The sequence below is a fragment of the Brevundimonas sp. genome, assembly GCF_030656255.1.
Taxonomy (GTDB): Bacteria; Pseudomonadota; Alphaproteobacteria; order Caulobacterales; family Caulobacteraceae; genus Brevundimonas.
Genome location: NZ_JAUSOE010000020.1, coordinates 22,919 through 44,439, shown reverse-complemented (window position 1 = coordinate 44,439; position 21,521 = coordinate 22,919). Strand labels below are relative to the sequence as shown.

The window sequence follows — 21,521 nt, the reverse complement described above, 5'->3', positions numbered from 1 at the left end:
GGGCGAAGGCCACATTACGCGCCCCTACATTGTAGAACGAATCGCCCGGACTCGCGCCGCCGAACACCATGGCTTCAAGACGATAGGGATTCGCCCCGGCTTCCAGCAGGCCGTCGATCAGGCGCTGCATCAGGTAGGAACCGTAACGCGACGGGTCGTCCTGCGCCGAAAGCGGCGTGGGAGGTTCGGGTAGAACGAAATGGTTCATGCCGCCGACGCCGCGTTTGGGATCGCGAATACAGGCGGCGACGCATGAACCCAGGACCGTCGTGATCACAGCGTCCGGATCGTCGCTGATGCTGTATTGGCCCTGCGATATGGAGGTGAGGGAGACGGGGCGTCCGCCGTGGTCCCAGGCGCGACTGCGAATGTCATATCTCATCACGAGTGAGCCGGGTTTGGACCCAGTCTGGGGCCGTGTCTGAAGTCGCAATCGCTGACTATGACGAACATTGGTGTACGGATGATGTACTCGGCGGTTGAATTGTCGAATCACGTCGCTGGGGCGCATCCGGTCTGCGCGACAGCGAAAATGAAAGGCGCCGGGACTTTCGCCGAGGCCTCATGCACCTTAGCTAGGCAGTGCTGTACCGAGGAGAATGACCATGGCCACCGCCCGCGAGAAACGTCTGGCGCCGTTGAGAACCCCCACCAGCCTGTCGGAGGCCGCGACGCGGGATATTTCCGCCGCCCTGACCACCCTGCTGGCGGATGTGTTCGCCCTGTATATCAAGACCAAGAATTTCCATTGGCACGTGTCCGGACCGCATTTCCGCGACTATCACCTGCTGCTGGACGATCAATCGGCCGAGATCCTGGCCATGACCGATCTGATCGCCGAACGGGCGCGCAAGATCGGCGGGACCACTCTGCGTTCCATCGGTCAGATCGCTCGCGAATCGCGCGTTCTCGATAATGACGCCGACTTCGTCGATCCGCTCGACATGCTGGCCGAACTGCGGGACGACAACAACGATCTCGTCGGGCGTATGCGCGAGGTCCACGATCTTTGCGACGAGCACAACGACGTCGCGACCGCCAGCCTGCTGGAGAACTGGATCGACGAGAGCGAGAAACGCGTCTGGTTCCTGTTCGAATCGGGCCGCCGGGGCAACGTCTGATCCGACGAGCGGACCGTCCGGAACCCTCCGGCTTGCAAAGTCTTAACGATCGGTAATATTCGGTCGGAAAGACGTGGAGGGGATGATGCGGACGGTCCTGATCTGTTGCGGCCTGGCGCTGGGCGTCGTCGCCTCGACGGCCCCGGCGCGCGCCGACATGGCGGACGCCTTTGGCAACACCATCGTGTCCCACTATCCCAACGGCCAGTGGGTGAAGCATTTCTTCGAGCCGGACGGCCGTTATGTGTCCCAGTTCTCGGACGGTCGTCAGCTGAGCGCGCGCTGGAGCCGCGAGGGCGACAAGATCTGTCTGACGGGGTTTCGTCCGCGCCAAATCCTGCCGCGGTTCTGCAGCCGGATGGTCGAGGCCGACATAGGCGAAACCTGGCAGGCCCGCGATCCTCTGGGACGGACGATCCGCAACGAACTGGTCGCTGGACGCCGCTGACGGCCGCTGGAGGTCTTGTCAGGCGGCGCGCGGCCCTCTAGAGCCCACGACCTGCCCAGGCGGATGTGGCGGAACTGGTAGACGCACTGGATTTAGGTGCCGGTCCCTTTGTCCGCTTCATCGTTGTTTTCGCTGACATTCCTGGCCGAATGTTTCGTCTCTGTGCCGTAGGTGTGCCGTAGAGCATTCCTGACGTCGTCGCGGCTGGTGTGGGCGTAGCGCATGGTCGAGGCGATGGCCTCGTGACCCAGCAGCTCCTTGACCACGGTCAGGTTTCCGCCGGTCGCGCGGTGCAGCGTCGTGCCGGCATGGTGGCGGCCGTCATGGGCCGGGCGGGCGTTGATGTTTGCGCGCCGAAGGGCGGCGGCCGACGCGCTCTGGAAGCCGCGCCAATGAATGGGGACCAGCTTGCCGCTCTTCAATTCGCGAAGCCAGCAGGTGTCATAGATCTTGGCCGCGCGCGCCCGGCCGATCCGTGCGCGGATCTCGGCCGCGTCCTCGGGCAACAGCGTCACCATGTGGGGGCCGTTCTTGCGCTCGCGCACATAGACGTCGTCACCATGCAGGGCGTCGATCGGGAAGAAGGCCTCGGTCAGGCGGACGCCGTATCGCAGAATGAAGGCGAGTACTGGCCGGTGCCAGATCGGCAGCTCGGCCATCCATCTATCGATCTCGTCCTGGGTGAACAGGCGGACCCGCTCGCGCGGCTCCTGCATTCTCAGTTTCGCCCACTCGATCCGCTTGACCGGCAGCTCCAAGTTTGTCGCCGCATACGAAAGAATTGGGCGCAGCGTGGTGTCGATCAGATCCCGGTTGACGGTGGCGTTGCTGGGCAGCTTGCCCTGCCGGGTCGGCTCGAGCCGGCGCAGCGTGATCGCGTCCGTGATCTGTCGGGCGCCGATCTGCGTGACGAGCGTCTCTGGCCCGAAGCAGCGCAGCATGATTTTGATCCGGATCGCCGTCGTCGCGGCGGACTTCAGACCCTTCTGTCGGGCGTCGAACCAGAGGTCGGCCGCGTCTTCGAGGGAGATGTGTTTGTGAACACCTCCCAGCTGCGCACCTTCGCGGAGGTCACGCCGGACTTGATCCTCGACGCTTTGGGCGTCCGACTTGAGGCGACAGAGCGTGGTGTTGCGGTATCGGACACCCTGGTAGGTGAAGTCGTAATGCCAGATGTCGCCGCGCTTCTTAAGCATTCCCGCTGTCTTTCTCTCTCCGCCACGGCGACGGCTTGCGCCCTGATCACGTCGTCGACGTAGTCGTCCAGATCATCGCTGCGAATCCTCCAGACCTTGCCGACTTTGCCACCCTTCAGGCGGCCGGTGTTCAGCAAATCTCGGACGGTGTGTTCGTTGGCCTGCAGTTGGGAGCAGACCTGTTCAAAGGTCATGAGCCGGGCCGTCACAGAACGAGTCCTTCTCCCTGGACGCGGCGGGTCCGGTATCTGCCTAGCGGCGACAGCCTCCAACCATCATCCACGGTCTCGATGGCGTCCGCGCCGACCTTCGCCCGGATCTCCGCCATGCACAGGTCGGGCGTCCTGGCGCGAAGATTTACGATCCGTCCACGCTGGCCGATCGCCTTGCGCGCCTGGGCCGGCGACACCGGGGCGCTGCCGACCGATTGCGCCAGCTGGTCCAGAAGACAGGCGGCGTCGCGCTGAAGGCCATAGGCGTTGAAATAGCGGGCGACGCGGCGGTCAGCCTCCATACGCTCGTCCATCGAGGGCCCCCCGGTGATCAAGGTCACCAACTCGGACAGGCGAGGGATGTCGATGTGCATCACGCGGTCTCCTGGAAAAGATCGGGGTGGCTGCTGGTCTCGAGGCCGTACCGGATACTGAGACTCTGATCGGCCCAGGTCTGGTGGCCGGTGGCGTCGTGGTGGCGTGCAGCGACGGCCATGGCGTTCTTGCCGGTCCATATGGCGTCGGAGCCTTTGCAGACGAAGCATCCGGCCATGACGATGCTCGATGTCGAGGTCGAGCGGCTCATGAACCGAGCCGTTTCACGCGCTCTCCCGTCGCGATCTCCAGCTTCTGGCCGATCTCAGCCAGGCGGATCAGCTCGCTGACGAAAGCGGCAGGGTCATCATTGATGGCGAGTTGGCCGGCCGGCGTCTCATTGGTCACAAGGCGAAGACCTGTGAACAGGTGCTGCTTCCTCAGCCACACAAAATCGATGCGGGGGCGCGACATCAGGGTTCAATCCCCGCTTCGATCAGCGTGCCCAGGTCGGTGTTGAACAGGGCGGCGATGTCGCGCGCACGATAGCCGGCGCGGCGGAACCAGGTCGCCCAGATGATAAGGCGTGGATGGTGCCCAGGAATCGGATCGAACATCAGGCGGCCAGCCTCCGTTCGTTCAGCAGCTCGGCCGCCTGGGCATAGGCGAACCCGGTCAGCATCTCTTCATCGCCGACGAACAGACGCGGCCCGACATAGCGCCCGGCCTTGTCGTGCCGTGTGACCAGGACGACCGAAGGGAACTCGACGGCGACGTGCAGCCGGTCCTCTCCGTTGTCGTCGGTAATGACGGAGCGCAGCTCCATCGTGGCGCATTCCAGATGCGCCGCGCGGATGGGAAGCCTGAGCGCCGCATCGGGGCAGGCGCTGCAGCGGTCGGCCGACAACCAGGCGCAACCGCTTTCGCAGGCATGGAGCTCCCAGCACCCGCAGGCGCGGCAAATCCGGACGTCGGCCGGCGCGCGCATCAGGCGGCCGCCATCCGGGCCAGGTCGCCGGCCGACGGGCCGGCCATGGCGCGAACGATGTTGATCAGCGACCGGCGGTGATCCTCGGACATCCTGACGAAGCTGTCGGCCAGCTCGAGGCCGTCATGGGTGCGGCGGAGCTGGTTCAGCGGGTCGCCGGCGTCCGCCGCCTGGTCGGCCTGGCCGTAGAAGTCGGCCGGGTGCGCTTGCAGGAAGGCCGCGATCTGCGCGAGCCGTGCTGCGCTGACGCGGTTCACGCCGCGCTCGTATTTCTGAATCTGCTGGAACGTCACCTCTGCGGCGGCCGCGAGCTGGGCCTGAGTGACCTTCAGCGCCTCGCGCCGTTTACGGATACGCGCACCGAGCGCGACGTCGAAGGGGTCGTGTGAGTCGGACATGGTCTACCTCTGGAGTTGAAGGATGAGCGCCACGACGATCGCGGCGCAGTAGGCGAGAACGAAGGTCATCAGGACAGGACGGCGGCGCATCAGCGGCTCGGCCAGAAGCACCAGACCAGGAAAGCGGTCCCGACCAGGACGAGACACAGCGGCTGCCCGATGGCGATGTCGATCAGGCCGGCCGCGATACCGACGCCGGCGACAGCCATGTGCGCCTTGATGACCAAGCTGATGGGAGCGCGGCGCCGGCGACCGCTGCCCGTGCGGATCTCGATATGCGCCAGCGGCCGGCCGGCTTCGCTGCGAACGATGTTGTGGTGGGTCATTGCGCGTCTAGCTCCGCAAAGGCCGCATCCCTGGCGGCGTTGAGGTCGGCGGCGGCTGCGTCTGAGCCGCCCCTGTCGGGATGGGCTGCCTGCAGGCGGGTCTTGTGGCGGACGTTGATCGTGGCCTTGGCCTCGGCCGCCGAGAGTTCGCCAGGGAAAATCGGGTCGAAACCCAGCACGTCTCGCCAGCTCCGGCCGCCGCTCGATGGCGGGGGCAGGGCGCTGAAGGCCTGAAGCGTCTCGGCCGCGCTGGCGACGCCGTAGCGAGTGATCGCCCGGGTGGACTCCAGATGCGCCGCCAGGGCGCCGATGTTCTGCGCGGCCTCGGTGTAGGTGTCGCAGGCCAGGGCGAACGGCTGGTTCTTCAGCGTGAAATAGAGGCAGACGCCGGGATCGGCCGGAGCGGCGCGATCGGCACGCGGACGTCCGTCCAGTCGCAGCTCGAGGTTTGAGGACAGCACAGGCTGCCAGCCGCCTATGCGCTCGAGCTCGTTCTCGACGCGCACCATGGCCTCGGCCGGTGACAGAAGCTTGCCGGATTTCTTGAACTGTCCCTGCCGGCGCTGGGTTGCCGGCGTCCTGGGGCGGTGCGCTGGCCAAGCCAGCGGGAAGCGATCAGGCGTTCTCATTTGCCACCCCGCGTTAAGTCCGTCTCGCGGCCTCGCAGCACGGCGCGTTCGATAGCGGTGCGCTTCACGGAGGGAAGCGCCACAGCCAGAGTTGTGAGACATGCGAGGGTCGGAAGACTTCCGATCGACATGCCGAGGCCATCTGACATCCCTTTGATGCGCAGCACGGCCTCTTCACTGTCGATGTTGGCTTTGCGGTCTTCTCCACCGTTCCAATGGTCGGACATCAACAGCGACTGCACGGCGATGCTGACGACGTCGTCGATGTTGTTCTTGCTGGGCTTGTAAGCAGGCGACTTCTTCGCGGCCTCGCGACAGGCGTCCAGCAAAAGCAGGGCCGCGTCCTGGACTCGACGGCTGGTATCGAGATCGACGAAGTGCATCAGACCTCTCCCAGGGCGGAGAGGTAGAGATCGAGGATCGCTTCCTCTTCCTGTCGCTTGGCCTTGTCCTGCTTCCGGATCCGGATGACCTTGCGCAGGATCTTGACGTCGTAGCCCTCGCCCTTGGCCTCGGCGAAGACCTCCTTCATGTCGGCCATGACGGCCTGCTTGTCCTCCTCGAGGCGCTCGAGACGCTCGATGATGGTGCGTAGCCGACCTTGTGCGGTAGCGGTCAGGACGTCGGGATCGGCGTGAAAAGTAGTTCCGTCAGCCATGGGTGAGCACCGCTTTGACGTCCTGCCCGGCGCTCTGGCCGTGGGCGAACGGCGCGGCGCCGTTCCGGGATTGATAGACCTGCTTAACGCGGGTGACCTTGTGAACCACGCCCTCGGCATCGGTTCCGCGAATGGTGATGGTCCCGCCCGAGGGGCGCATCGCCCATTCCAGCAATCGAACTTCCTGCACTAGAAGACCTCGGTTTCTAATCGTTTCTGAAGACGCTGGACGGCCCCGGCGCCCTGACTGGCCAGGCTGGCGCCGTGACGGTCGCCGCGCCGCATGGCCTCGGAAGCGGCGATCTGGAGGCCAGAAACTCGATTCCGAAGCGCCGCTTCGATGATCAGAAGTTCCGGAGTGGAGAGGGATATTGCCGCCATCAGGAGGCCGCCTGAGCCGCTTCCTCGGCTCGGCCGAGGACGAAAGCCAGCGCCAAGCCCGCTTCGCGATAGGGCGTCGCGCCTTCCACATTGAGTCTGCCGACGCGGGTCCAGCCGTCCAGGATTGATTCGACGTTCGAGCGGATGGTGGTCAGATCGTCACCGAACCCGAGATCAGGGAATGGCGGATTATCAGGATAGGCAAGGTTCAGCAGGTCGGCGAGCGCGTCGCCGGTCTTCGTCTCTCGCATCAGGCGTACATGGGATGTCAGCGTCGCCAGCACCTGGGCGCGGGTCATGCTGAACGCCGTGTCGGTCGAGCGCCTCACGAGGCCGCCCTCAACAACTTCACTGCGTCCAGCACTGCAGGAGACGACAGCGCCCGTAGCGTGGCTTGCTGTTCAGCCTGGTATTTCTCGCGGGACGCCTTGGCTTCAAGAGCGGCCAGCGCCTGGGTGGGCGTCTTGCCCAGCATGGTGTCCAGGGCGACGTTGGCGCGGTGTAGCGTCTCGCCGACTTCCGCGGCCGCGGTGGACAGGGATCCATGTTCCCGCATCGCCAGCTTCAGCCGGCTCAGCTTGCCGACGGTCCAGCCGCTCAGCGTGCGGGGCAGATCGCAGCGGCAGATGCGCTCCAGGTCGCAGCTGCAGTACCGGCGAATGATCCCCGGCTTTCTTTCGAAGCGTATGGCGGCGGTTGCGTGCAACGACCCTCTCCCTCAATCGTGAGGCGAAGGTGTCAAATAGACACGTCGAAAGCAACAACAAAATGTGCCCGTGTGGCACTATTGCCCGTGACCAGTTTTAACCGAGTAGGTTATCGCCGTTCAGTGGTTGGGGAATTATGCAGTCGGTCGACGCTTCGACCGGATAGATCTCGCTGGCGGCGGAGGGGCGTCCATCGTGGGCTGCTTAGGCAAGGAGACGACGCGGAGAGCTTTAGCGAGCTCCGTCAACCGGATTAGGTCGGCGGGCGCGAGCTGATCAACGATGTCCCACAAATCGGGCGCGCTGGCTGGGTTTCTCGAGATGAGATGGCAGGGTGCGGTGCCGTAATGGCTGGCTAGTTTCTCGAGGATTTCCTGATCGTAGCCGCGCTTCCCAGTTTCAATCCTGGAGTAGTACGAGCGCTCGTAGCCGATGGCGTCAGCAACCTCCTGCTGGGTCTGATCGGCGGCGGTTCGCCATTCCTTCAAGAAGTGTCTGACGGCCTTGGTCATGCCTGGATGGTCCAACCAACCGTTCGGCCTTCATAGGTGTGCTCAGACACAAATCCCTTGACTCTGAATGTGCCAAATGGACACATCGTCCGTATGGGTGATTTGGAGCGATTCATGAAGATGACGGGAGTGACCGACGAAACGGCCGCTGCCGCTATCGGCGTGTCCCGGCCATACGTCACGCGTCTTCGCCAAGGGAAACGGACGCCTTCACTCGCCCTTGCCCTGAAAATCGAAGCCTGGTCCGGGGGAAAGGTCGCTGTAGCTGGTCTTTCCAAGCCTTCGGCCGAGGGCAGGAACTCCGCATGATCAGCTGGATCGCTTTGTTTCTCGGCGCTTCCGCCCTGGCCTGGAATATCGGCGCCGCAATCGCTTGTTTGCGGGTGCGGCCGGTCGCCGCTCGACGTGAACAGGCCGTGCCGTCGGACCCGGCCGAAGACAACGCGAGTAAGCGCGCTGCCATCGACCAGGTCGTTCGACGCTTTGACGGCTCCGCTATTGGGGCTTGGTCGGAGCGATCTGATGCCTAGAGTCGTCGAAGATCCGTCTGACCATTTTGACACCCTCTTTGCCGGCTTCAGTCGGTGCAGCGACGTGAGCGTCCAGGATCTCCAACTGCACTTCGCCGGCGAGTTCCTCCCATTGCTTGAGGACGGCCAACTGGTCCGGCCCGATGGCCGAGCCTGCGTCGTTGAGGAATTGCGTTGCCAGTCGCCCGGCCACCAGAGCCGTGAGGGCGATGATGGCTCCATGCTGCTGCTCGACCTTTCGTTCGAGCGCGGCGAGTTTGTCAGCCGTGTCTCCGAGGCTGACCGGCCTTTGGGTTCCGGGGATACCAGACAATCGAATCTCTCCTTGGGTTGTGTAGGAACGTCCAAGGTAGAGGGGCTCGCCACTGTGGCCAACCCACTCGCGCGAGCGTGGGTTGTCGGCGGCGAGCCCGCCCCCCTTGCGGTGACGCCATGACGCCGCTCGAGCCCGCCATCGCCGCCATAGCCCTCGCCGCCGCCTTCGGCCTGGGCGCCCTGGTAGGCCCGTCCCTCACGCGCTGGATCACCGAGGTCGATCGCCGTCAGGCGATCCGCCTCCACGCCCAGGGCTGGACCCACGGCCAGATCGCTGAACAGCAGGACCGCGACCCTAGGCAGATCGCCGAGTGGCTCGCCGAAGCCGACAGGTCTCGGACGTCCTAGGATGGAGATCAGGGGAGGGGATTTTTGCGACGACTGCGCCTGGCCCGAATGCGCGGGCGCCGGCCTATGCATCAAGCCGTTCGTGTCGCCCGTCGCCCTCTTGGGCCTTGCGCTCACGCCGCTCGAGACCATCCAGATCCTGGATGAGATCGCTGCGGCCCCGCCCAAGTTCGTCTTCCTCGGCGTGGATCTCGGCTCGACCGATTTCTGCATCGAGCACCCCCTCGCCACCGTCAGCCTGACCGGCGCTGGCGAGAGCCCCGTCATCGCAACCGCCATGCCAGCGGCCCCCCTCCGGAGCGATGACGGGGACCTTCTTTCCGAGATCTCGACGCGTGAGCCGCCTCTCTCCGTGATCGAGCGTCCCGTCGCTGAAGTCGGAACAGCCATTGCGCCTTTCGGCGACGGGACACCCTCGTCCAGTACCGCGTCCCCCGCCCACGCAGGGACACAGTGCTGAGCCGCCGCGAGATCCTTTCGCACCACGGCGCCGGTCTGATTCACGACAGTTCCCGATTCGTCCCGAAGGTTAACGAGACGTGCCTGCGCGGCCGTTCGCGGCTGCTCGGCCGACGCCGCTGCGCGCGTCTCACCGCCCTCCGTCACCAGCTCCTGGCGAGGCTGTGCCTGGACCGAGAACGACGCCCGGCCCGCCAGCGTGATCAGCGCCAGACCCACATCGGCAAAGCACCCGCTTCGCCCGCCTGACGGCCATGCCGGACAGCCCTGTGAACCCGCCGGGGGCGGATTTCTGCAGCGCTGATCGTGATCGCCAGAGGCGGCGCGTGCGGACGGCTTGCCCCCATCACAGCCAACCATGGCCGCCATACGGACGGTCATCGGGATTGCTCATGTCTAACGCCGGGCGGGAAGCGCTTCGGCGAACGCATGTCTGCGCCCCGAAAGGACCGGCCGTCAGGCGGATTCGCAAGGACCGAATCCACCATGAACGCACGACAGCACACCCTGCTGGCGCGCCTGCTTATCGACGCCTGTGGCGGCGTTGATGCATGCTGCAAGCCGATAACGCGGGTCGAACGATCCGCCCTCTATGCGTACCGCGACTATGAGAAGCCGGCCTTCATGCCGGCCGACGTGATCGAGGCGCTGGAAAAGAAATGCGGGAATCCGGTCTACTCCGGCTTCCTTTTCGAGATGGCGAAGGAGTCAAGCCGGGCCGACGCACTCGCCTGCGTGGGCGCCTCGGCCGACCGAGTTCATATCTCGGCCTTCCGCCTGTGGGAGGCGGCCAAGGACGCCCTTGCGGACGGCGATCTCAGCGAGATCGAGAAGCGCGAACTGGCCGCCGGCCTTCAGAAGCTCGAGGACGCGGCGCGTTCCATGCGGTCGTCCCTGGACGCCGAGCCCCTGGTCGAAGGCGAGCCGACATGACGGCCGTCCCGATCGACCACAGCCACCGGCGTCGACGGCTTGAGCCGGAAGGCCGCCGCACCCTGTCCCCCGTTCGCCGCAACAGCCAGGCCGCCGGCGGCGAGAACTGGCGCCCGATCAGCTGGGCCGAGGGCCGGAAGATCCTTTTGGCCCTGCGGATCCACGCCGAAAAGCAGCGGCGCAAAGGCGAGCGCACGGGCTGCGCGCCCAGGAACAAGGCCGACGCCGGCGGGATCAGCTTCGGCGCCATCCGCTTAGCCGAGGTTCTGGTCGGCATCGCCACCAAACGGAACGGCCGGCTGGAGCCCTCGGTGAGGTGGTTGGCCAAGGCCTTGAACGTCCCCCTGAAGACCATCCACGCCTGGAAGGCTCAGCTCAAACGCCACGGCTTCCTGGACTGGCGCCGCCGCTGGGTCTTCACCGGCCGGGAGGGCGCGCGCGGCGACCAGGTCCAGCAGACGTCGAACGCCTATTGGGTGAAGGCTCCCCTGGAGGCCCTGGAGGCGGCGGCAAAGGTGCTTGCGCCCCGCAAGGTCGAAGAGGACGACGAGGCCCGCTGGGCGGCCATGCCAGAGGAAATGCAGGCCAGCCTCCGCGCCATGAAGGCCTCGGCCGCGCGGCGAAGCGAGCGCGGCGCCCAGGGCGGTCGAATAAGTCGGACATGAATCACCTGGGGGGTCTGAATCCGGCCTCTCTCAGATTTAGAAGGCGTCGAGCTGGTCGCTCGACCACATGATCAAGAGATGAAGGCGTCGCGCTAGGACGCGCGACATCATTTCCCGGGATCACAACGACCGCCAAGGGCGGTTTTCCTCCCCCTCACAACAGGGGGCCGAGCAGTGCTCGGCCTCATCGACCCACGCTGTCGCGTGCCAACCGGCCGCCGACGGCGTCTGCTCGCTCGTATGTGGGCTAGGCGAGGACGGAGGGGTTTCGAATTTCGGGGCACTCGGCAGGCGCCCGATTGCCCGAACACTGAGAGGTGTGCGAAGAGGGCGCAACCTGTGGGGGATGGAATGGAAGCTGTCGCGATTATCATCATTTTGGCGTCGATCGGCGCTGGACTGTTCGGCCTGATCAACCTGGTGAAGCCGCTGGGTCTGCTGCGGATCCGCCGCCGGCGTTATGCGGCGGCTGTCGTTGGTGGATCCGTCTTCGCCTTCTTCTGCGGCGCTTTGCTTGGCGCCGCGAGCCAACCAGGCGGGCTCAACACCGGCATCGAGCGAGCGGAGAAGGAGAACGGCGCGCGCGGGGGGGCGGCCGCCGCGCCGGCCGAAAAGACAGCGCCGAAGGAGGCTCCGCCGCAGGGCGTGACCCAGGTCGAATTCAACGCCGTATGGGGCGCGGCCAAGGTCGTGATGTCCAGGTGCGACACGCCCCTGCGCCGCGCTGGTGAGATCGTCGGCACCGGCGACGTCTATGCGACCTACCCGGCGGTCCAACGGGCCGAGGAGGACTGCAACCAGGCGATGATGCTGATGAGCGACATTGAGCCGCCGAAGTCCGCGAAGGGTGATGTCAGGCGGGCGATCATTGAAGCGCGCGATGCCTGTTCGACGACCGCTTTCATCAAGGCCGACGCTATGAAGAAGCTCGGCCTGGTCGTGAATGGCGATACACGGCCTTCTGCCTTCGCCGATGCAAAGGCCGAACTTGAGCGCGGCCAGCTGTCCAACCTGCACTGCCTGGCCAAATTCGCCGCCGCCGCCGAGGCCGCCGGCGTCACCCTGCCGGAGTTTGACCAGAAGGAATCTGAGCCGGCCGCCTGATCTGATCAGGCGGCTGCGCGGTCGCCATCAATCGAAAGGGCGGGCCTGATCCCCAGCGCGCGCAGAGCCTCGAGCGCCGCGTCGACCGTGGCCTTGCCCTGCAGGATCCGGCGGACGTTCTTCTCATCCTTGCCCAGGCGTTCCGCCAAGGCGCGGCCGGACACATGCTGGCGGTCCATTGCCATGACCAGCATCAGTCGCGCGGCGACGGCAGGTGAAAGTGGGACCAGGACTTCGCCATCCTCGGCCGAGCTGGGCGCCGGCACGTCGCGGGTCTCGAGCAACAGCCCTTCGACAGCGACGTCCAGGGCGTCGGCCGCCAGCTGATAGGATTCCTCGAACGTCGCGCCGCCGGTGATGGCCTCGGGGATATCGCGGAAGCTGACGAGGAACTCGCCGGGGGCTTCCTCGACGATGCGGGCGGGATAGGTGAAGGCGGTCATGTCTCGATCTCTCTTGAGGATTGGCCGTTGGCGCGGCCGCAGCGTTGGGTGTGGACGCCTTCAGAAGGCGTCCTTTGGTAGTCCGAGCTGTTTGAGCAGCCCCTGTTTGACGACGTTGCTGATCTCGCCGTGCTTGACCGTGGTGAAGGCGTCTCCGACGTAGACCCGGCCGTGGCCGCCTTTGCCGTGCGCCGCGTCGAAACGGTAGGGAAGCCCTGCTTTCTTGCAGTAGGCTCGGAGGTCACGAAGGAAGGTGTCGCGGGTCATGCATTTGTTATGCGGACATTTTGGTCCGCAGTCAAGCGGCGCGGTCAAAATAGTCCGCACTTGGCTACCAATCAGCTATCGACTAGCCATTAGCTATCGACTAGCTGTCGGCTATGCACTAGCTGTTAGCTATCCACTAGCTGAAAGGTATTTGCCGTGCCGGTCATCACCATGTCGTCGCCAAAGGGCGGCGCCGGAAAAACAACGTCGCTCGCAGTGCTGGCGACCCAACTGGCGCGCAACGCTCCGGTCGCCATCATCGATGCTGATAAGAATCAACCCATCGTGACCTGGTCGAAGGCGCCGGGCTTTCCCGCGAACATCGAGGTGATCTCCGACGTTACGGACGCCAACTTCTATGACCGCCTGGACGACGTCGCGAGGCGGACCCCGTTCGTCCTCATCGACCCCGAGGGCACCGCGAACGTCATCTCGTCGCTCGCGATCAGCGCGGCCGACCTGGTCATCATCCCCCTGCAGGCGTCGCAGCTTGATGCGGACCAGGCCCAACGCGCGCTCGTCCAGGTCACGAATCAGGAGCGTGCCGCGCGCCGGCGGATCGCAACGCGGATCCTTTTCACGCGCACATCAACCGCCATCCAAACCCGCACCCTGCGCCACCTGAAGGCCGAGCTCGTGGACGCCGGCGTCGCTACCTTCGACACCCAGCTGGTCGAGCGCGAGGCGTTCAAGGCCATGTTCAGTTTCGGCGGCACTCTTGAGCTACTGGATAGCCGTCAGGTATCCAGTCCAGACAAGGCCGTCGTCAACGCCCGCGCCTTTGCGGCAGAGTTCGTCCAGGTGCTGAAGGACATCGAGCATGAACGAGCGGCGTAAGACCTTCGGCGCGGATCCCGTCCCGGCCGATGACCTGGGCGCCGCCGACTTCCAACCGCGCCCAATCGCTCGCCCGGATCTCGAGGCCGCGCGCCGCGTCGCGGAGGAGGGGGGATATACTGCTGGCGCCGCCGCCCGCGCGCCGGCCGACACCCAGCGCCGTTACCGCACAGGCCGCACGGCCCAGCTGAACCTGAAGGTCACGCCCGAAAACCGCGCCCGCTTCGCCGCGATGGCCGACGCCGCCGGCGTCAGCATGAACGAGTTGTTCGAACGTGCAGTCAGCGCGCTTGAAAAGAAGCCTAGCGGTTGACGTGTTGACCAGTTATGCGGGTGTGGTGTGCGAGGAGGAGCTGACCGATGGCTGCAGGTTTCCAACTGAACAATGATCGAGGGGAGCTTGTCCTGGAGCTGGGCGGGCATGTCCTTGCTACCCAACCTCTAATGCTCGCCAAGGTCGGTGAGATCGCGTCGGAATGGGCTCACGCTGAAGCGGAGCTGGAACGCTGCCTTGCGGCGCTGATGGACACATCCCCTGAGCGGACGTTCGCGCTTCTCCAGCCTTACAGATCTGCTGCCGCTACTGCGACCGGTGCCCGAGCACTCGCCGGGGCGACCTTGAAAGGTGCTGACTTGGACGGGTTTAACGTCCTGATCGATCGCTTCAAGAATATCGCCGAGGAACGAAACAAGGTGCAGCACGGCATCTGGGTGAAGATCACGAGCCAACCGGGGAAGCTCGGCCGAGTGAAGGCGGTCGACTACAGCCGCTTCCAGGTGGACATTCTTCATTCAAAAAACCAAGTCGCCACTGCGGAGGCCTTCGCTGCTGGCGTGACCGATCTTTACGACGTGAACAGGCTGGCTGCGATCGTGACGAAGATCCAGACGCTAACGGTCGATATCATCCAGGCGAGCATGGGCTATCTGCTGAAGTCAGAGACCTTGGCCAAGCTCATAAAGTAGCCGTGGCTGCAAGAATTCGCACGGCGAGATGAGGTTGATCGCGCTCTGCTTGAGCCCGCACCGGCTTGTGTCGGCGGGGCGTCCCAACATGCAAGAATTGCGACCCATAAAGCGCGCGGGCGAGGTGGGGGAATGAGCGCGGCTCTTGGGAGCCAGCACCCCCGCCACCCCTCCGGCCCTCACGCGCCCTCGTCGCGGCGCCGGGCGCCGACCTGTCGGGCGCCGGCGGGCCAGCACCACTGCACATGCAGTGCCGAGCTGACGCCATCGAAGCCATAGATGACCAGGTTGGGAGCTCGTTGTCCGCATCGCCGGCAGACCATCTTTCGCCGGAGATCCTTCAGCGGCGTGAACTGCTGCGCCTTGGGGATCCGGCGCCAGGCCGGCATGCTGTTGTGCCCGCATGGACACTCCAGCCAGAGCTGATCCCCGCTCTGGATGTCGTCCACCGTGGTGTCGTCGCGATAGTCTCGGCCAGCCATGTGCGATCGATAGGCCGACGCCGATCATAGGAAAAGGAAAAATGTTCGCGGAATGTTCTCCTTGAAGTTTCGGCCGGGCGCGCGTGGGACGGCCCGGCCGAATGCTTAGGCGCCGCCTCCGGTGATGATCACCTCAGACGCGGCCTGGGCGCCACGACCGGCGAGGCCATAGTGCGTGCCGACCGTCTCGACCTGGAACCGCGAGAAGATCTCGCGCACCTGCGGCCGGTCGTTCAGCGAGAGGATGAACCGGCCCTTCAGCTCGGCCAGCTGCTCGGCCATGGCGCCGAACTCCTGACGGCCGAACATGCCGTCGCCGTAGTCGTTCTCGCAGCCGTAGTAGGGCGGATCGAGATAAAACAGCACGTCCGGCCGGTCATAGCGGGCGATGAATTCTGACCAGCCGAGCTGTTCGATCGTCACGCCCTCGAGACGTTTGGCGGCAGCGAGGAGATCATCGCCCACGGCGCTGGCCTGGAAACGGGCCGGACGGCCCAGGCTGACTCCGAAGTGGCGACCGTTCACCTTGCCGCCGAAGGCGGTCTTCTGCAGGTAGACGAACCGCGCGGCACGCTGGAGGTCGGTCAGCGTCGTAGGGTCCTCGCGCACGGTCCGGTCGAACTCTGCTCGGGAGTGAAGCTGCAGCGCGACCAGGTCGACAAGGGCGCCAGGGTGGGCGCGCATGCAGCGGAACAGGTTGGCAACGTCACCCGACCAATCGTTGATCAGTTCGCACTTCGGTCGAGACTGCCGGCGGAAGAAGACGCCGCCCATGCCGACGAAGGCTTCGGCGTATGTGGTGTGAGGTGTGGCCTCGATCAGTGCGCACAGACGGCGCGCCAGGTTGCGCTTGCCGCTGATATAGGGCGCGATCGGTCGGACCGGCGTGACGGGGGAAAGGGTGATTGCGTTCATGGTCGACTCAACAGCATTTGCGCCGCGCCGGTCAGGCCGGTGGCGGGGCGAAAGGGGCGTGCACCCCTGGACGTGCTGAGGTCATTCTCGGCGGCTCGGGCGCGGCTAACGCCCGGCCCCCGCCTCTTAAAAACGAGGGCGGCGCCCACATCGAGCACCGCCCTTCGATAGCCCAGCGCCGGCCGTTGTGCCGTGCGGTGGCGACAACTAGGCTGCCGCCTTGACCTCCCTGGGCTTGAATCGGATCACCTCCTCGCCCAGCCAGTCGTTCAGCGCCGTGAACTCCTGCTGAAGCGGCACGGTCTCGTTGCGATAGTAGACCGCGTCGGCCTTTTCGGGATCGCCCAGGCCGCCGGCGTTCTGAGGAACCACCCCGATCAGAACGGGATACATGCGGTGCGCCGCCAGGATGTCGTCGCGCGTCGTTCCTTTCACACCCACAAATTCGTCTTTGGCGACGGCCTCGCCGGGGTGGATCAGTTGGACACCCTTTTCCTTTCCGCCGGGGATGTGCAGGAAGAAGTTTCTGAAGTTGCCAGGGCCCTTGGAGCGTTCAAGGGCCTTCTCGATCTGGTCGGCATCGGCCTCGCTGAGCTTCTCTTCGTTGATGTACATGATGAAGCCGGCATGAGAGCCGTTCAGGTAATATCGACGTCTGAACAGCACCGCCGCCTCGTTCAGGAAGGCCGACTGCAGGCAGCTCAGATAGTCCGGCACACCGTAAATCTCTTGGTCCAGGCCGAGGCGCGCCAGATGGAAGACGGAGCCGGGTTCAAAGGCGTGGATGTCGCGCCCGTTGGGCACGTAGAAGAACTCCCCATCGACCAGGCCGCGACGGGTGTATTTGGCCAGGCTGTTCTTCAGCCGTGCGATTCCGCCGACCCGGTTCGGCACGACCTCGAGATAACCATTGCCGGTGACGGCGTAGTTGTGAGCCCAGGCGGCGAACGTCGGGCGGTCCAGCAGCCGGTGCGGGATGAAGTCCTTGGCCAGTTGCTTGACCTTGTAGGCGATGGCGCTGGCGTGATGAGGGCTGACGTTCTCGGCGCGGGTGAGGGCGGCCATTGGGATGGGCGGCTCGTAGTATCGGCCGTTGTTCCAGCACTCCAGGTAGTCGATCAGCTCGCGCCTGGACATGATCGGTTCCGGATCCCCGAACGAGAACGACCGGCCCGAGATGGTCGATGTCGTGGACGTCGATGCCGGCATGCTGCTGGCGCTGAAGTCGTATCGACCGCGCGCCATTGTGCGCGCACGTCGGGATGCGGTCATGCTCATTGGTCGTAGATCCTCACGCGGGATTTGCGCTCAATGCCGATGCCGGCCTCAAGCGGTTCGTTGTCGAGCGCCTGGAACAGCGCCCAGGCCAGGTCGCCGTGTCCGCTCTGGCGGGTGCGCGGCGCTTCGTAGGTCAGGTGGCGCCCGGATCCGGTCAGCGTCCGGCGGATCGACATCAGGGCGCTGGTCAGGTCGATCCACTCGACCAGGTACTCGAGACGCTTCTTGCTGATGACGTCCAGGGCCTTGTGGACCATGCGGGTCTTGGTCAGCGGGTCGTAGCGATGACCCCGCGCCCAGGGCTTCTTCTGGACGACGAGCTGAAGCACGGCCTTTCCGAGGCCCGTCTCATCGATGTCGATCTTGGTGACGTTGTATCGCTCGCACAGCGCCAGGATCCGCAGGGCCTGCTCGGTGAAGTCGGATCCACGGAACTGTTCTTTCCAGATCACCCGGAACTTGCCGACGCCTGGCGTCTCCGGCGGCGCCACCAGCACCAAGCCCGCGTTGTCCGCATTCTCGCCGTCACCGTTCGGGTCGTAAGACAGCCAGACCTCGCCGGCGTATGGCCGGCCGAAGCCCAGCAGCTGGCGGCCGAAATCGACGTCGGTCCAGGCGTCGTGGTCTACCTGGCACGGCCGCAGCGCCGCCATTGGGAAGACAGACATGCTGTCGTCCACAAACTGGCACATGTAGAGGTTGGCCCAGGCGGCGGCCGACTTGCGCAGCCGCAGGCCTGCGACGTCGAAGAACGGATAGCCCATAGCCACCGCGTCCTCGATCGTAACGATGTGGCGCCAGATCCCGTCTTCGCACAGGCGCCCTTCGCGCAGGGCGGCATGGGTGACGTCGAAATCGAACCGCTCGGACTTCGGCCGGTCGGCATTCCAGGCCTTGCCCGTCCAGAACGGATAGGCCTCGTCATTGATCGAGCTGGGCGTCGAGAAGTAGGTCAGCCGGTATTGCTTGTGCGACGCCATGCCCGAGGCGACGTCTTCAAGCTTCTTGAAACCGTGGACCCAGAAGAACTCATCGAAATACAGGTCGCCGTGATAGCTTTGCGCGGTGCGACTGTTGGTCCCGAGGAAGTAGAGCGTCGGCTGGGTCTTCAGTTGGCCGGTCTCGCCGTCCTCGCCACGGTCGATGGTGATATGCTCGCCGGTCAGATCGACGCCGATCGTCAGCTTCACGAACTCGACGATATAGGTGCGGAACACCTGGGCCTGGCTCTTGGAGGCCGACAGGTTGATCTGGTTGTTCCCCGTGTCCAGGGCGTGGATCAACTGCTCGCGGGCGAAGTAGAAGGTCGCGCCGATCTGGCGTGACTTCAGGATCATCCGGTGCCGCTGAAGGCGATGCTCGTGCCACACCTTCTGGTGACCGATCATCTCGTCCAGGTGCCGCTGGCGCAGGATCTCCAGCTGCTCTTCGGTGATGACGTTGCGGCGCGGCTTCTTCTTCTCGCCGGCGTTCCGGTTGGCGACCTTGTCGTTCAGATGGCCGCTATGACCGCCGGGCTGCTCGTAGCGCCGGATCTTGGCGAAGGTGATCGCCTCCCGGCCAAGCAGATCGATTTCCTTGAAGTCGCGGCCGTCTTTGACGTTCTTCAGAACGAGCGCGATGAAGCGCGCCTCTACGACGCCCTCCATACGCTCGAGCGGGGAGGCGACGTCCCAAGCATCGCGCCGTTTCCAGCTGGCGATGGTGTTTTCGGATTCGCCCAGCAGCTCGGCGATGTCGCAGGGCCGCCAGAAGCTCCAGTACAGAAACTTCGCCGCCCTGCGTCCGTCCAGGCTGGCGGTCACGGGGAAGCCGAAGCCGCCGTTGCGGCTGATCAGGGCGCCGATGTCATCGTCGCCGCCGTGCGGTTCTTCCTTCTTTTCGGGGCGCTTCCTCATCGCGGCGGACGCTAACCGCGCGATCGCGCGCGACCCGCCTCGGGCCTGTTGTCAGGACCGCACCGCACAACAGGCCCGCCTTGAGAAAGCGCGTCCCAAAGCGGTGATCTGCAGCCTCATTCGCTGGGTCGTCCAGCCGTCCTGCAGATCGCCACCGAGGCCTGAATGTCCAAGACCAAGTTCTTCCGCATCGCCGTCGAAGGCCAGACTGCCACCGATGGTCGGACGATCACCCCTGAAATGATCAACGAGTGCGTCGAGACCTTCAATCCCGACACCTACGGCGTGCGCATCAACATGGAGCACCTGCGGGGCTTCAGCGCCGAGCCGCCGTTCAACGCCTATGGCGACGTGGTCGCGCTGAAGGCCCAGGAAGACATCCTGAAGATCGCCGGCAAGGATGAACGCCGCCTCGCGCTCTACGCCCAGCTCGACCCCACCGACGCCCTGGTCGCCATCAACAAGAAGCGCCAGAAGATCTACACCTCGATCGAGCCGCAGCCCGATTTCGGCGGCACCGGCAAGTTCGGCTTGGTCGGCCTGGCCGTGACCGACAGCCCAGCGTCGCTGGGAACCCAACGCCTCGAGTTCAGCATCAAGAAGGACGATCCCGTCGCGGCCGAGATCAAGGCCGACCTGGACCGTCGCAAGTCTTCCGCCACCAGCTTCTTCTCGTCGGCCTACGAAACCGCCTTCGAGCTTGAAGTTGAGCAGGCGAACGAACCGAGCGCGCTGGACAAGCTTGTCGAGCTCTTCTCTGGCCTGGCTCCAAAGAAGGAAGAGCCGAAGAAGGTCGAGACCCCAGCCACGCCGCCGGCTGCCGCCGACAACGGATTCGCCGCCGCCATGCAGGCCTTCACCGTCGCCCTCGCCACCGATCGCAAGGCCGACAAGGCGGCGTCGGACCAAAAATTCGCTGCGCTCGAGAAGAAGCTGGGCGACCTGCAGACCTCGCTCGAGGCCGAGCCGAGCCGCAAATACACCGCCCGCAAGGCCGCCACGGGTGGCGACGGCCGCGTCCGTGCCGACTGCTGATCCCCGACCAGACCCCGTCCCCTCGTAGCGCCACAGCCCCCCGGACCTGATCCATGCAAGAATCCACCCGCATCCTTTTCAACCAGTACCTGGAAGACCAGGCAGAGCTGAATGGCGTCGACGCCGCCGCTGCGCTTTCGGGCAAGGCCTTCTCCATCTCCAACCACTTCGTCGCCGGCACGCCGTCGGTGCAACAGCGTCTGATCGATAAGCAGCAGGAAGACTCTGGCTTCCTGGGCAAGATCAACATGGTCCTGGTCGATGAAATGAAGGGCGAGAAGCTTGGTCTTGGCGTGTCTGGTCCTATCGCCAGCCGCACCCAAACAAACGTCAACGGTTCGGTCGGGCGCCAGACGACCGACGTCTCCGGCATCGACGTCGAGGGCTACGAGTGCCGCAAAACCAACTCTGACACTCACATCTCCTACACCAAGTTGGACATGTGGGCGAAGTTCGCCGACTTCCAGACGAAGATCAGCAATCACATCCGCCAGCGCCAGGCGCTGGACCGGATCATGATCGGCTTCAACGGCACCTCGGCCGCCGCCAACACCGACAAGATCGCCAACCCGCTCCTGCAGGACGTCAATATCGGCTGGCTGCAGAAGTATCGCACCAACCGTCCCAGCGCCGTCCTGACCGCAGGCGCTACGGCCGGCAAGGTGCTGGTCAAGGCCAGCGGCGGCGGCGACTACCGCAACATCCACTCGCTGGTTATGGACGCCGTCCATAACCTGATGCCGAGCTGGGCGCGGACCGATCCCGGCCTGGTCGCTATCCTGGGCGACGACCTGCAGCACGACATCTTCTTCCCGCTGATCGACGGCGAGAACAAGCCCACCGAAATGATCGCTGCGGATCTGATCCTGGGCGCCAAGCGCGTCGGCGGCAAGCAGCCGGCCACGGCCCCGTACATGCTGCCCAAGTCGCTGTTCATCACCCGGCTGTCGAACCTCTCGATCTACGAGCAGGACGGCAAGCGTCGGCGCACCGTCCGCGAAGATCCCGACTTCGACTGCATCCGGACCTTCGAGTCGACGAACGACGATTACGTGGTCGAGGACTACGACTTCGGCTGCCTGGTCGAAAACATCGAGTTCGAGGCCTGATCGGGGCGGCCTCGGCCGCCCCAACTTACCCCACCATTTTGAGATC

General features: G+C 64.7%; 38 protein-coding genes and 1 pseudogene. 14 read left to right on the top strand and 25 right to left on the bottom strand.

Going from position 1 to position 21,521, the window contains the following annotated elements; translation table 11 throughout:
• A partial coding sequence (locus Q7J26_RS02000; RefSeq protein ID WP_304934841.1) for a chemotaxis protein CheD occupies positions 1 to 382 on the bottom strand: 382 nt, incomplete at its 3' end.
• 223 nt (positions 383 to 605) lie between these two features.
• Between Q7J26_RS02000 and Q7J26_RS01995 the strand changes: the two genes are divergently transcribed.
• Both Q7J26_RS01995 and Q7J26_RS01990 read left to right on the top strand, forming a co-directional pair.
• Positions 606 to 1,121, top strand: a complete 516-nt coding sequence (locus tag Q7J26_RS01995) for a Dps family protein (RefSeq protein ID WP_304934840.1) — start codon at positions 606 to 608, stop codon at positions 1,119 to 1,121.
• An 82-nt stretch (positions 1,122 to 1,203) separates the two neighbouring features.
• The gene (locus Q7J26_RS01990) at positions 1,204 to 1,569 is read left to right on the top strand and encodes a hypothetical protein (protein WP_304934839.1); all 366 of its coding nucleotides are present in this window, start codon (positions 1,204 to 1,206) and stop codon (positions 1,567 to 1,569) included.
• Positions 1,570 to 1,661: 92 nt separating this feature from the next.
• Here the strand turns inward: Q7J26_RS01990 and Q7J26_RS01985 are convergent, their stop codons facing one another.
• From Q7J26_RS01985 to Q7J26_RS01910, 17 genes and pseudogenes are all read right to left on the bottom strand, one after another.
• Complete coding sequence (locus Q7J26_RS01985; protein WP_304934838.1) at positions 1,662 to 2,765, bottom strand: tyrosine-type recombinase/integrase; 1,104 nt, start codon at positions 2,763 to 2,765, stop codon at positions 1,662 to 1,664.
• Between the two features lie 65 nt (positions 2,766 to 2,830).
• Positions 2,831 to 2,959, bottom strand: a pseudogene (locus Q7J26_RS17090) (helix-turn-helix domain-containing protein); the annotation flags it as partial.
• 11 nt (positions 2,960 to 2,970) lie between these two features.
• Positions 2,971 to 3,351 (bottom strand): hypothetical protein, encoded by a 381-nt coding sequence (locus Q7J26_RS01980; RefSeq protein WP_304934837.1) that lies wholly within the window; start codon positions 3,349 to 3,351, stop codon positions 2,971 to 2,973.
• Positions 3,351 to 3,563, bottom strand: coding sequence for a hypothetical protein (locus Q7J26_RS01975; protein ID WP_304934836.1), 213 nt, complete (start codon positions 3,561 to 3,563; stop codon positions 3,351 to 3,353). Before Q7J26_RS01975 ends, Q7J26_RS01980 begins: the two co-directional genes overlap by 1 nt.
• Positions 3,560 to 3,766, bottom strand: a complete 207-nt coding sequence (locus tag Q7J26_RS01970; RefSeq protein WP_304934835.1) for a hypothetical protein — start codon at positions 3,764 to 3,766, stop codon at positions 3,560 to 3,562. The genes Q7J26_RS01975 and Q7J26_RS01970 overlap by 4 nt, the downstream gene beginning before the upstream one ends.
• Positions 3,766 to 3,909 carry a hypothetical protein gene (locus Q7J26_RS01965; protein WP_304934834.1) on the bottom strand — a complete coding sequence of 48 codons (144 nt, stop codon included), beginning with the start codon at positions 3,907 to 3,909 and terminating at the stop codon, positions 3,766 to 3,768. Before Q7J26_RS01965 ends, Q7J26_RS01970 begins: the two co-directional genes overlap by 1 nt.
• Positions 3,909 to 4,280, bottom strand: a complete 372-nt coding sequence (locus Q7J26_RS01960) for a hypothetical protein (RefSeq protein ID WP_304934833.1) — start codon at positions 4,278 to 4,280, stop codon at positions 3,909 to 3,911. Before Q7J26_RS01960 ends, Q7J26_RS01965 begins: the two co-directional genes overlap by 1 nt.
• Entirely contained in the window at positions 4,280 to 4,678 is a 399-nt protein-coding gene (locus Q7J26_RS01955) for a helix-turn-helix domain-containing protein (RefSeq protein WP_304934832.1), read from the bottom strand. The genes Q7J26_RS01960 and Q7J26_RS01955 overlap by 1 nt, the downstream gene beginning before the upstream one ends.
• 89 nt (positions 4,679 to 4,767) lie before the next feature.
• Positions 4,768 to 5,004, bottom strand: coding sequence for a hypothetical protein (locus Q7J26_RS01950; RefSeq protein ID WP_304934831.1), 237 nt, complete (start codon positions 5,002 to 5,004; stop codon positions 4,768 to 4,770).
• Positions 5,001 to 5,633, bottom strand: coding sequence for a hypothetical protein (locus Q7J26_RS01945; RefSeq protein WP_304934830.1), 633 nt, complete (start codon positions 5,631 to 5,633; stop codon positions 5,001 to 5,003). The genes Q7J26_RS01950 and Q7J26_RS01945 overlap by 4 nt, the downstream gene beginning before the upstream one ends.
• Entirely contained in the window at positions 5,630 to 6,016 is a 387-nt protein-coding gene (locus Q7J26_RS01940; protein WP_304934829.1) for a hypothetical protein, read from the bottom strand. Before Q7J26_RS01940 ends, Q7J26_RS01945 begins: the two co-directional genes overlap by 4 nt.
• On the bottom strand, positions 6,016 to 6,291 hold the full coding sequence (locus tag Q7J26_RS01935; RefSeq protein ID WP_304934828.1) for a DUF2312 domain-containing protein: 276 nt from the start codon (positions 6,289 to 6,291) through the stop codon (positions 6,016 to 6,018). Before Q7J26_RS01935 ends, Q7J26_RS01940 begins: the two co-directional genes overlap by 1 nt.
• Positions 6,284 to 6,466 (bottom strand): hypothetical protein, encoded by a 183-nt coding sequence (locus Q7J26_RS01930; protein ID WP_304934827.1) that lies wholly within the window; start codon positions 6,464 to 6,466, stop codon positions 6,284 to 6,286. The genes Q7J26_RS01935 and Q7J26_RS01930 overlap by 8 nt, the downstream gene beginning before the upstream one ends.
• 14 nt (positions 6,467 to 6,480) lie before the next feature.
• A complete protein-coding gene (locus Q7J26_RS01925) occupies positions 6,481 to 6,672 on the bottom strand; it encodes a hypothetical protein (protein WP_304934826.1) in 192 nt (63 codons plus the stop codon).
• On the bottom strand, positions 6,672 to 6,971 hold the full coding sequence (locus Q7J26_RS01920) for a hypothetical protein (protein WP_304934825.1): 300 nt from the start codon (positions 6,969 to 6,971) through the stop codon (positions 6,672 to 6,674). Before Q7J26_RS01920 ends, Q7J26_RS01925 begins: the two co-directional genes overlap by 1 nt.
• A 26-nt stretch (positions 6,972 to 6,997) precedes the next feature.
• Positions 6,998 to 7,378, bottom strand: a complete 381-nt coding sequence (locus tag Q7J26_RS01915; protein ID WP_304934824.1) for a hypothetical protein — start codon at positions 7,376 to 7,378, stop codon at positions 6,998 to 7,000.
• A 135-nt stretch (positions 7,379 to 7,513) separates the two neighbouring features.
• Positions 7,514 to 7,891, bottom strand: coding sequence for a helix-turn-helix transcriptional regulator (locus Q7J26_RS01910; RefSeq protein ID WP_304934823.1), 378 nt, complete (start codon positions 7,889 to 7,891; stop codon positions 7,514 to 7,516).
• A 93-nt stretch (positions 7,892 to 7,984) separates the two neighbouring features.
• On the opposite strand from Q7J26_RS01910, the gene Q7J26_RS17085 reads away from it, so the two are divergent.
• Positions 7,985 to 8,200, top strand: coding sequence for a helix-turn-helix domain-containing protein (locus Q7J26_RS17085; RefSeq protein WP_370651893.1), 216 nt, complete (start codon positions 7,985 to 7,987; stop codon positions 8,198 to 8,200).
• The gene (locus tag Q7J26_RS01905) at positions 8,197 to 8,421 is read left to right on the top strand and encodes a hypothetical protein (protein ID WP_304934822.1); all 225 of its coding nucleotides are present in this window, start codon (positions 8,197 to 8,199) and stop codon (positions 8,419 to 8,421) included. The genes Q7J26_RS17085 and Q7J26_RS01905 overlap by 4 nt, the downstream gene beginning before the upstream one ends.
• Here Q7J26_RS01905 and Q7J26_RS01900 read toward each other — a convergent pair.
• Positions 8,387 to 8,734 carry a hypothetical protein gene (locus Q7J26_RS01900; RefSeq protein WP_304934821.1) on the bottom strand — a complete coding sequence of 116 codons (348 nt, stop codon included), beginning with the start codon at positions 8,732 to 8,734 and terminating at the stop codon, positions 8,387 to 8,389. The genes Q7J26_RS01905 and Q7J26_RS01900 overlap by 35 nt on opposite strands.
• A gap of 119 nt (positions 8,735 to 8,853) precedes the next feature.
• Between Q7J26_RS01900 and Q7J26_RS01895 the strand changes: the two genes are divergently transcribed.
• From Q7J26_RS01895 to Q7J26_RS01875, 5 genes are all read left to right on the top strand, one after another.
• A complete protein-coding gene (locus Q7J26_RS01895) occupies positions 8,854 to 9,084 on the top strand; it encodes a helix-turn-helix domain-containing protein (protein ID WP_304934820.1) in 231 nt (76 codons plus the stop codon).
• Position 9,085: 1 nt separating this feature from the next.
• A complete protein-coding gene (locus Q7J26_RS01890) occupies positions 9,086 to 9,544 on the top strand; it encodes a hypothetical protein (protein WP_304934819.1) in 459 nt (152 codons plus the stop codon).
• A 485-nt stretch (positions 9,545 to 10,029) separates the two neighbouring features.
• Positions 10,030 to 10,476 (top strand): hypothetical protein, encoded by a 447-nt coding sequence (locus Q7J26_RS01885; protein WP_304934818.1) that lies wholly within the window; start codon positions 10,030 to 10,032, stop codon positions 10,474 to 10,476.
• Positions 10,473 to 11,141, top strand: coding sequence for a hypothetical protein (locus Q7J26_RS01880; protein ID WP_304934817.1), 669 nt, complete (start codon positions 10,473 to 10,475; stop codon positions 11,139 to 11,141). The genes Q7J26_RS01885 and Q7J26_RS01880 overlap by 4 nt, the downstream gene beginning before the upstream one ends.
• Positions 11,142 to 11,492: 351 nt before the next feature.
• Positions 11,493 to 12,245 carry a hypothetical protein gene (locus Q7J26_RS01875; RefSeq protein ID WP_304934816.1) on the top strand — a complete coding sequence of 251 codons (753 nt, stop codon included), beginning with the start codon at positions 11,493 to 11,495 and terminating at the stop codon, positions 12,243 to 12,245.
• Between the two features lie 5 nt (positions 12,246 to 12,250).
• On the opposite strand, the gene Q7J26_RS01870 is transcribed toward Q7J26_RS01875, so the two are convergent.
• Both Q7J26_RS01870 and Q7J26_RS01865 read right to left on the bottom strand, forming a co-directional pair.
• Positions 12,251 to 12,688, bottom strand: coding sequence for a type II toxin-antitoxin system HicB family antitoxin (locus Q7J26_RS01870; protein WP_304934815.1), 438 nt, complete (start codon positions 12,686 to 12,688; stop codon positions 12,251 to 12,253).
• 60 nt (positions 12,689 to 12,748) lie between these two features.
• The gene (locus Q7J26_RS01865; RefSeq protein ID WP_304934814.1) at positions 12,749 to 12,955 is read right to left on the bottom strand and encodes a hypothetical protein; all 207 of its coding nucleotides are present in this window, start codon (positions 12,953 to 12,955) and stop codon (positions 12,749 to 12,751) included.
• A gap of 156 nt (positions 12,956 to 13,111) precedes the next feature.
• Here Q7J26_RS01865 and Q7J26_RS01860 point away from each other — a divergent pair, with 156 nt between their 5' ends.
• The 3 genes from Q7J26_RS01860 to Q7J26_RS01850 are packed head-to-tail and all read left to right on the top strand — an operon-like array spanning position 13,112 to position 14,758.
• The gene (locus Q7J26_RS01860; protein WP_304934813.1) at positions 13,112 to 13,792 is read left to right on the top strand and encodes a ParA family protein; all 681 of its coding nucleotides are present in this window, start codon (positions 13,112 to 13,114) and stop codon (positions 13,790 to 13,792) included.
• The gene (locus Q7J26_RS01855) at positions 13,776 to 14,105 is read left to right on the top strand and encodes a stability/partitioning determinant (RefSeq protein WP_304934812.1); all 330 of its coding nucleotides are present in this window, start codon (positions 13,776 to 13,778) and stop codon (positions 14,103 to 14,105) included. Before Q7J26_RS01860 ends, Q7J26_RS01855 begins: the two co-directional genes overlap by 17 nt.
• 47 nt (positions 14,106 to 14,152) lie before the next feature.
• Positions 14,153 to 14,758, top strand: coding sequence for a hypothetical protein (locus tag Q7J26_RS01850; RefSeq protein ID WP_304934811.1), 606 nt, complete (start codon positions 14,153 to 14,155; stop codon positions 14,756 to 14,758).
• Between the two features lie 179 nt (positions 14,759 to 14,937).
• Here the strand turns inward: Q7J26_RS01850 and Q7J26_RS01845 are convergent, their stop codons facing one another.
• From Q7J26_RS01845 to Q7J26_RS01830, 4 genes are all read right to left on the bottom strand, one after another.
• Positions 14,938 to 15,240, bottom strand: coding sequence for a hypothetical protein (locus Q7J26_RS01845; RefSeq protein ID WP_304934810.1), 303 nt, complete (start codon positions 15,238 to 15,240; stop codon positions 14,938 to 14,940).
• Positions 15,241 to 15,345: 105 nt separating this feature from the next.
• Entirely contained in the window at positions 15,346 to 16,155 is an 810-nt protein-coding gene (locus Q7J26_RS01840) for a DNA adenine methylase (RefSeq protein WP_304934809.1), read from the bottom strand.
• Positions 16,156 to 16,362: 207 nt separating this feature from the next.
• A complete protein-coding gene (locus Q7J26_RS01835) occupies positions 16,363 to 17,427 on the bottom strand; it encodes a phage portal protein (protein ID WP_304934808.1) in 1,065 nt (354 codons plus the stop codon).
• Positions 17,428 to 17,429: 2 nt separating this feature from the next.
• Positions 17,430 to 19,331 carry a terminase large subunit domain-containing protein gene (locus Q7J26_RS01830; protein ID WP_304934807.1) on the bottom strand — a complete coding sequence of 634 codons (1,902 nt, stop codon included), beginning with the start codon at positions 19,329 to 19,331 and terminating at the stop codon, positions 17,430 to 17,432.
• Between the two features lie 165 nt (positions 19,332 to 19,496).
• Between Q7J26_RS01830 and Q7J26_RS01825 the strand changes: the two genes are divergently transcribed.
• Together Q7J26_RS01825 and Q7J26_RS01820 are read left to right on the top strand one after the other, a co-directional pair.
• Positions 19,497 to 20,366 (top strand): GPO family capsid scaffolding protein, encoded by an 870-nt coding sequence (locus Q7J26_RS01825; RefSeq protein ID WP_304934806.1) that lies wholly within the window; start codon positions 19,497 to 19,499, stop codon positions 20,364 to 20,366.
• A gap of 53 nt (positions 20,367 to 20,419) precedes the next feature.
• The gene (locus Q7J26_RS01820; RefSeq protein WP_304934805.1) at positions 20,420 to 21,475 is read left to right on the top strand and encodes a phage major capsid protein, P2 family; all 1,056 of its coding nucleotides are present in this window, start codon (positions 20,420 to 20,422) and stop codon (positions 21,473 to 21,475) included.
• Positions 21,476 to 21,521: the final 46 nt, after the last annotated feature.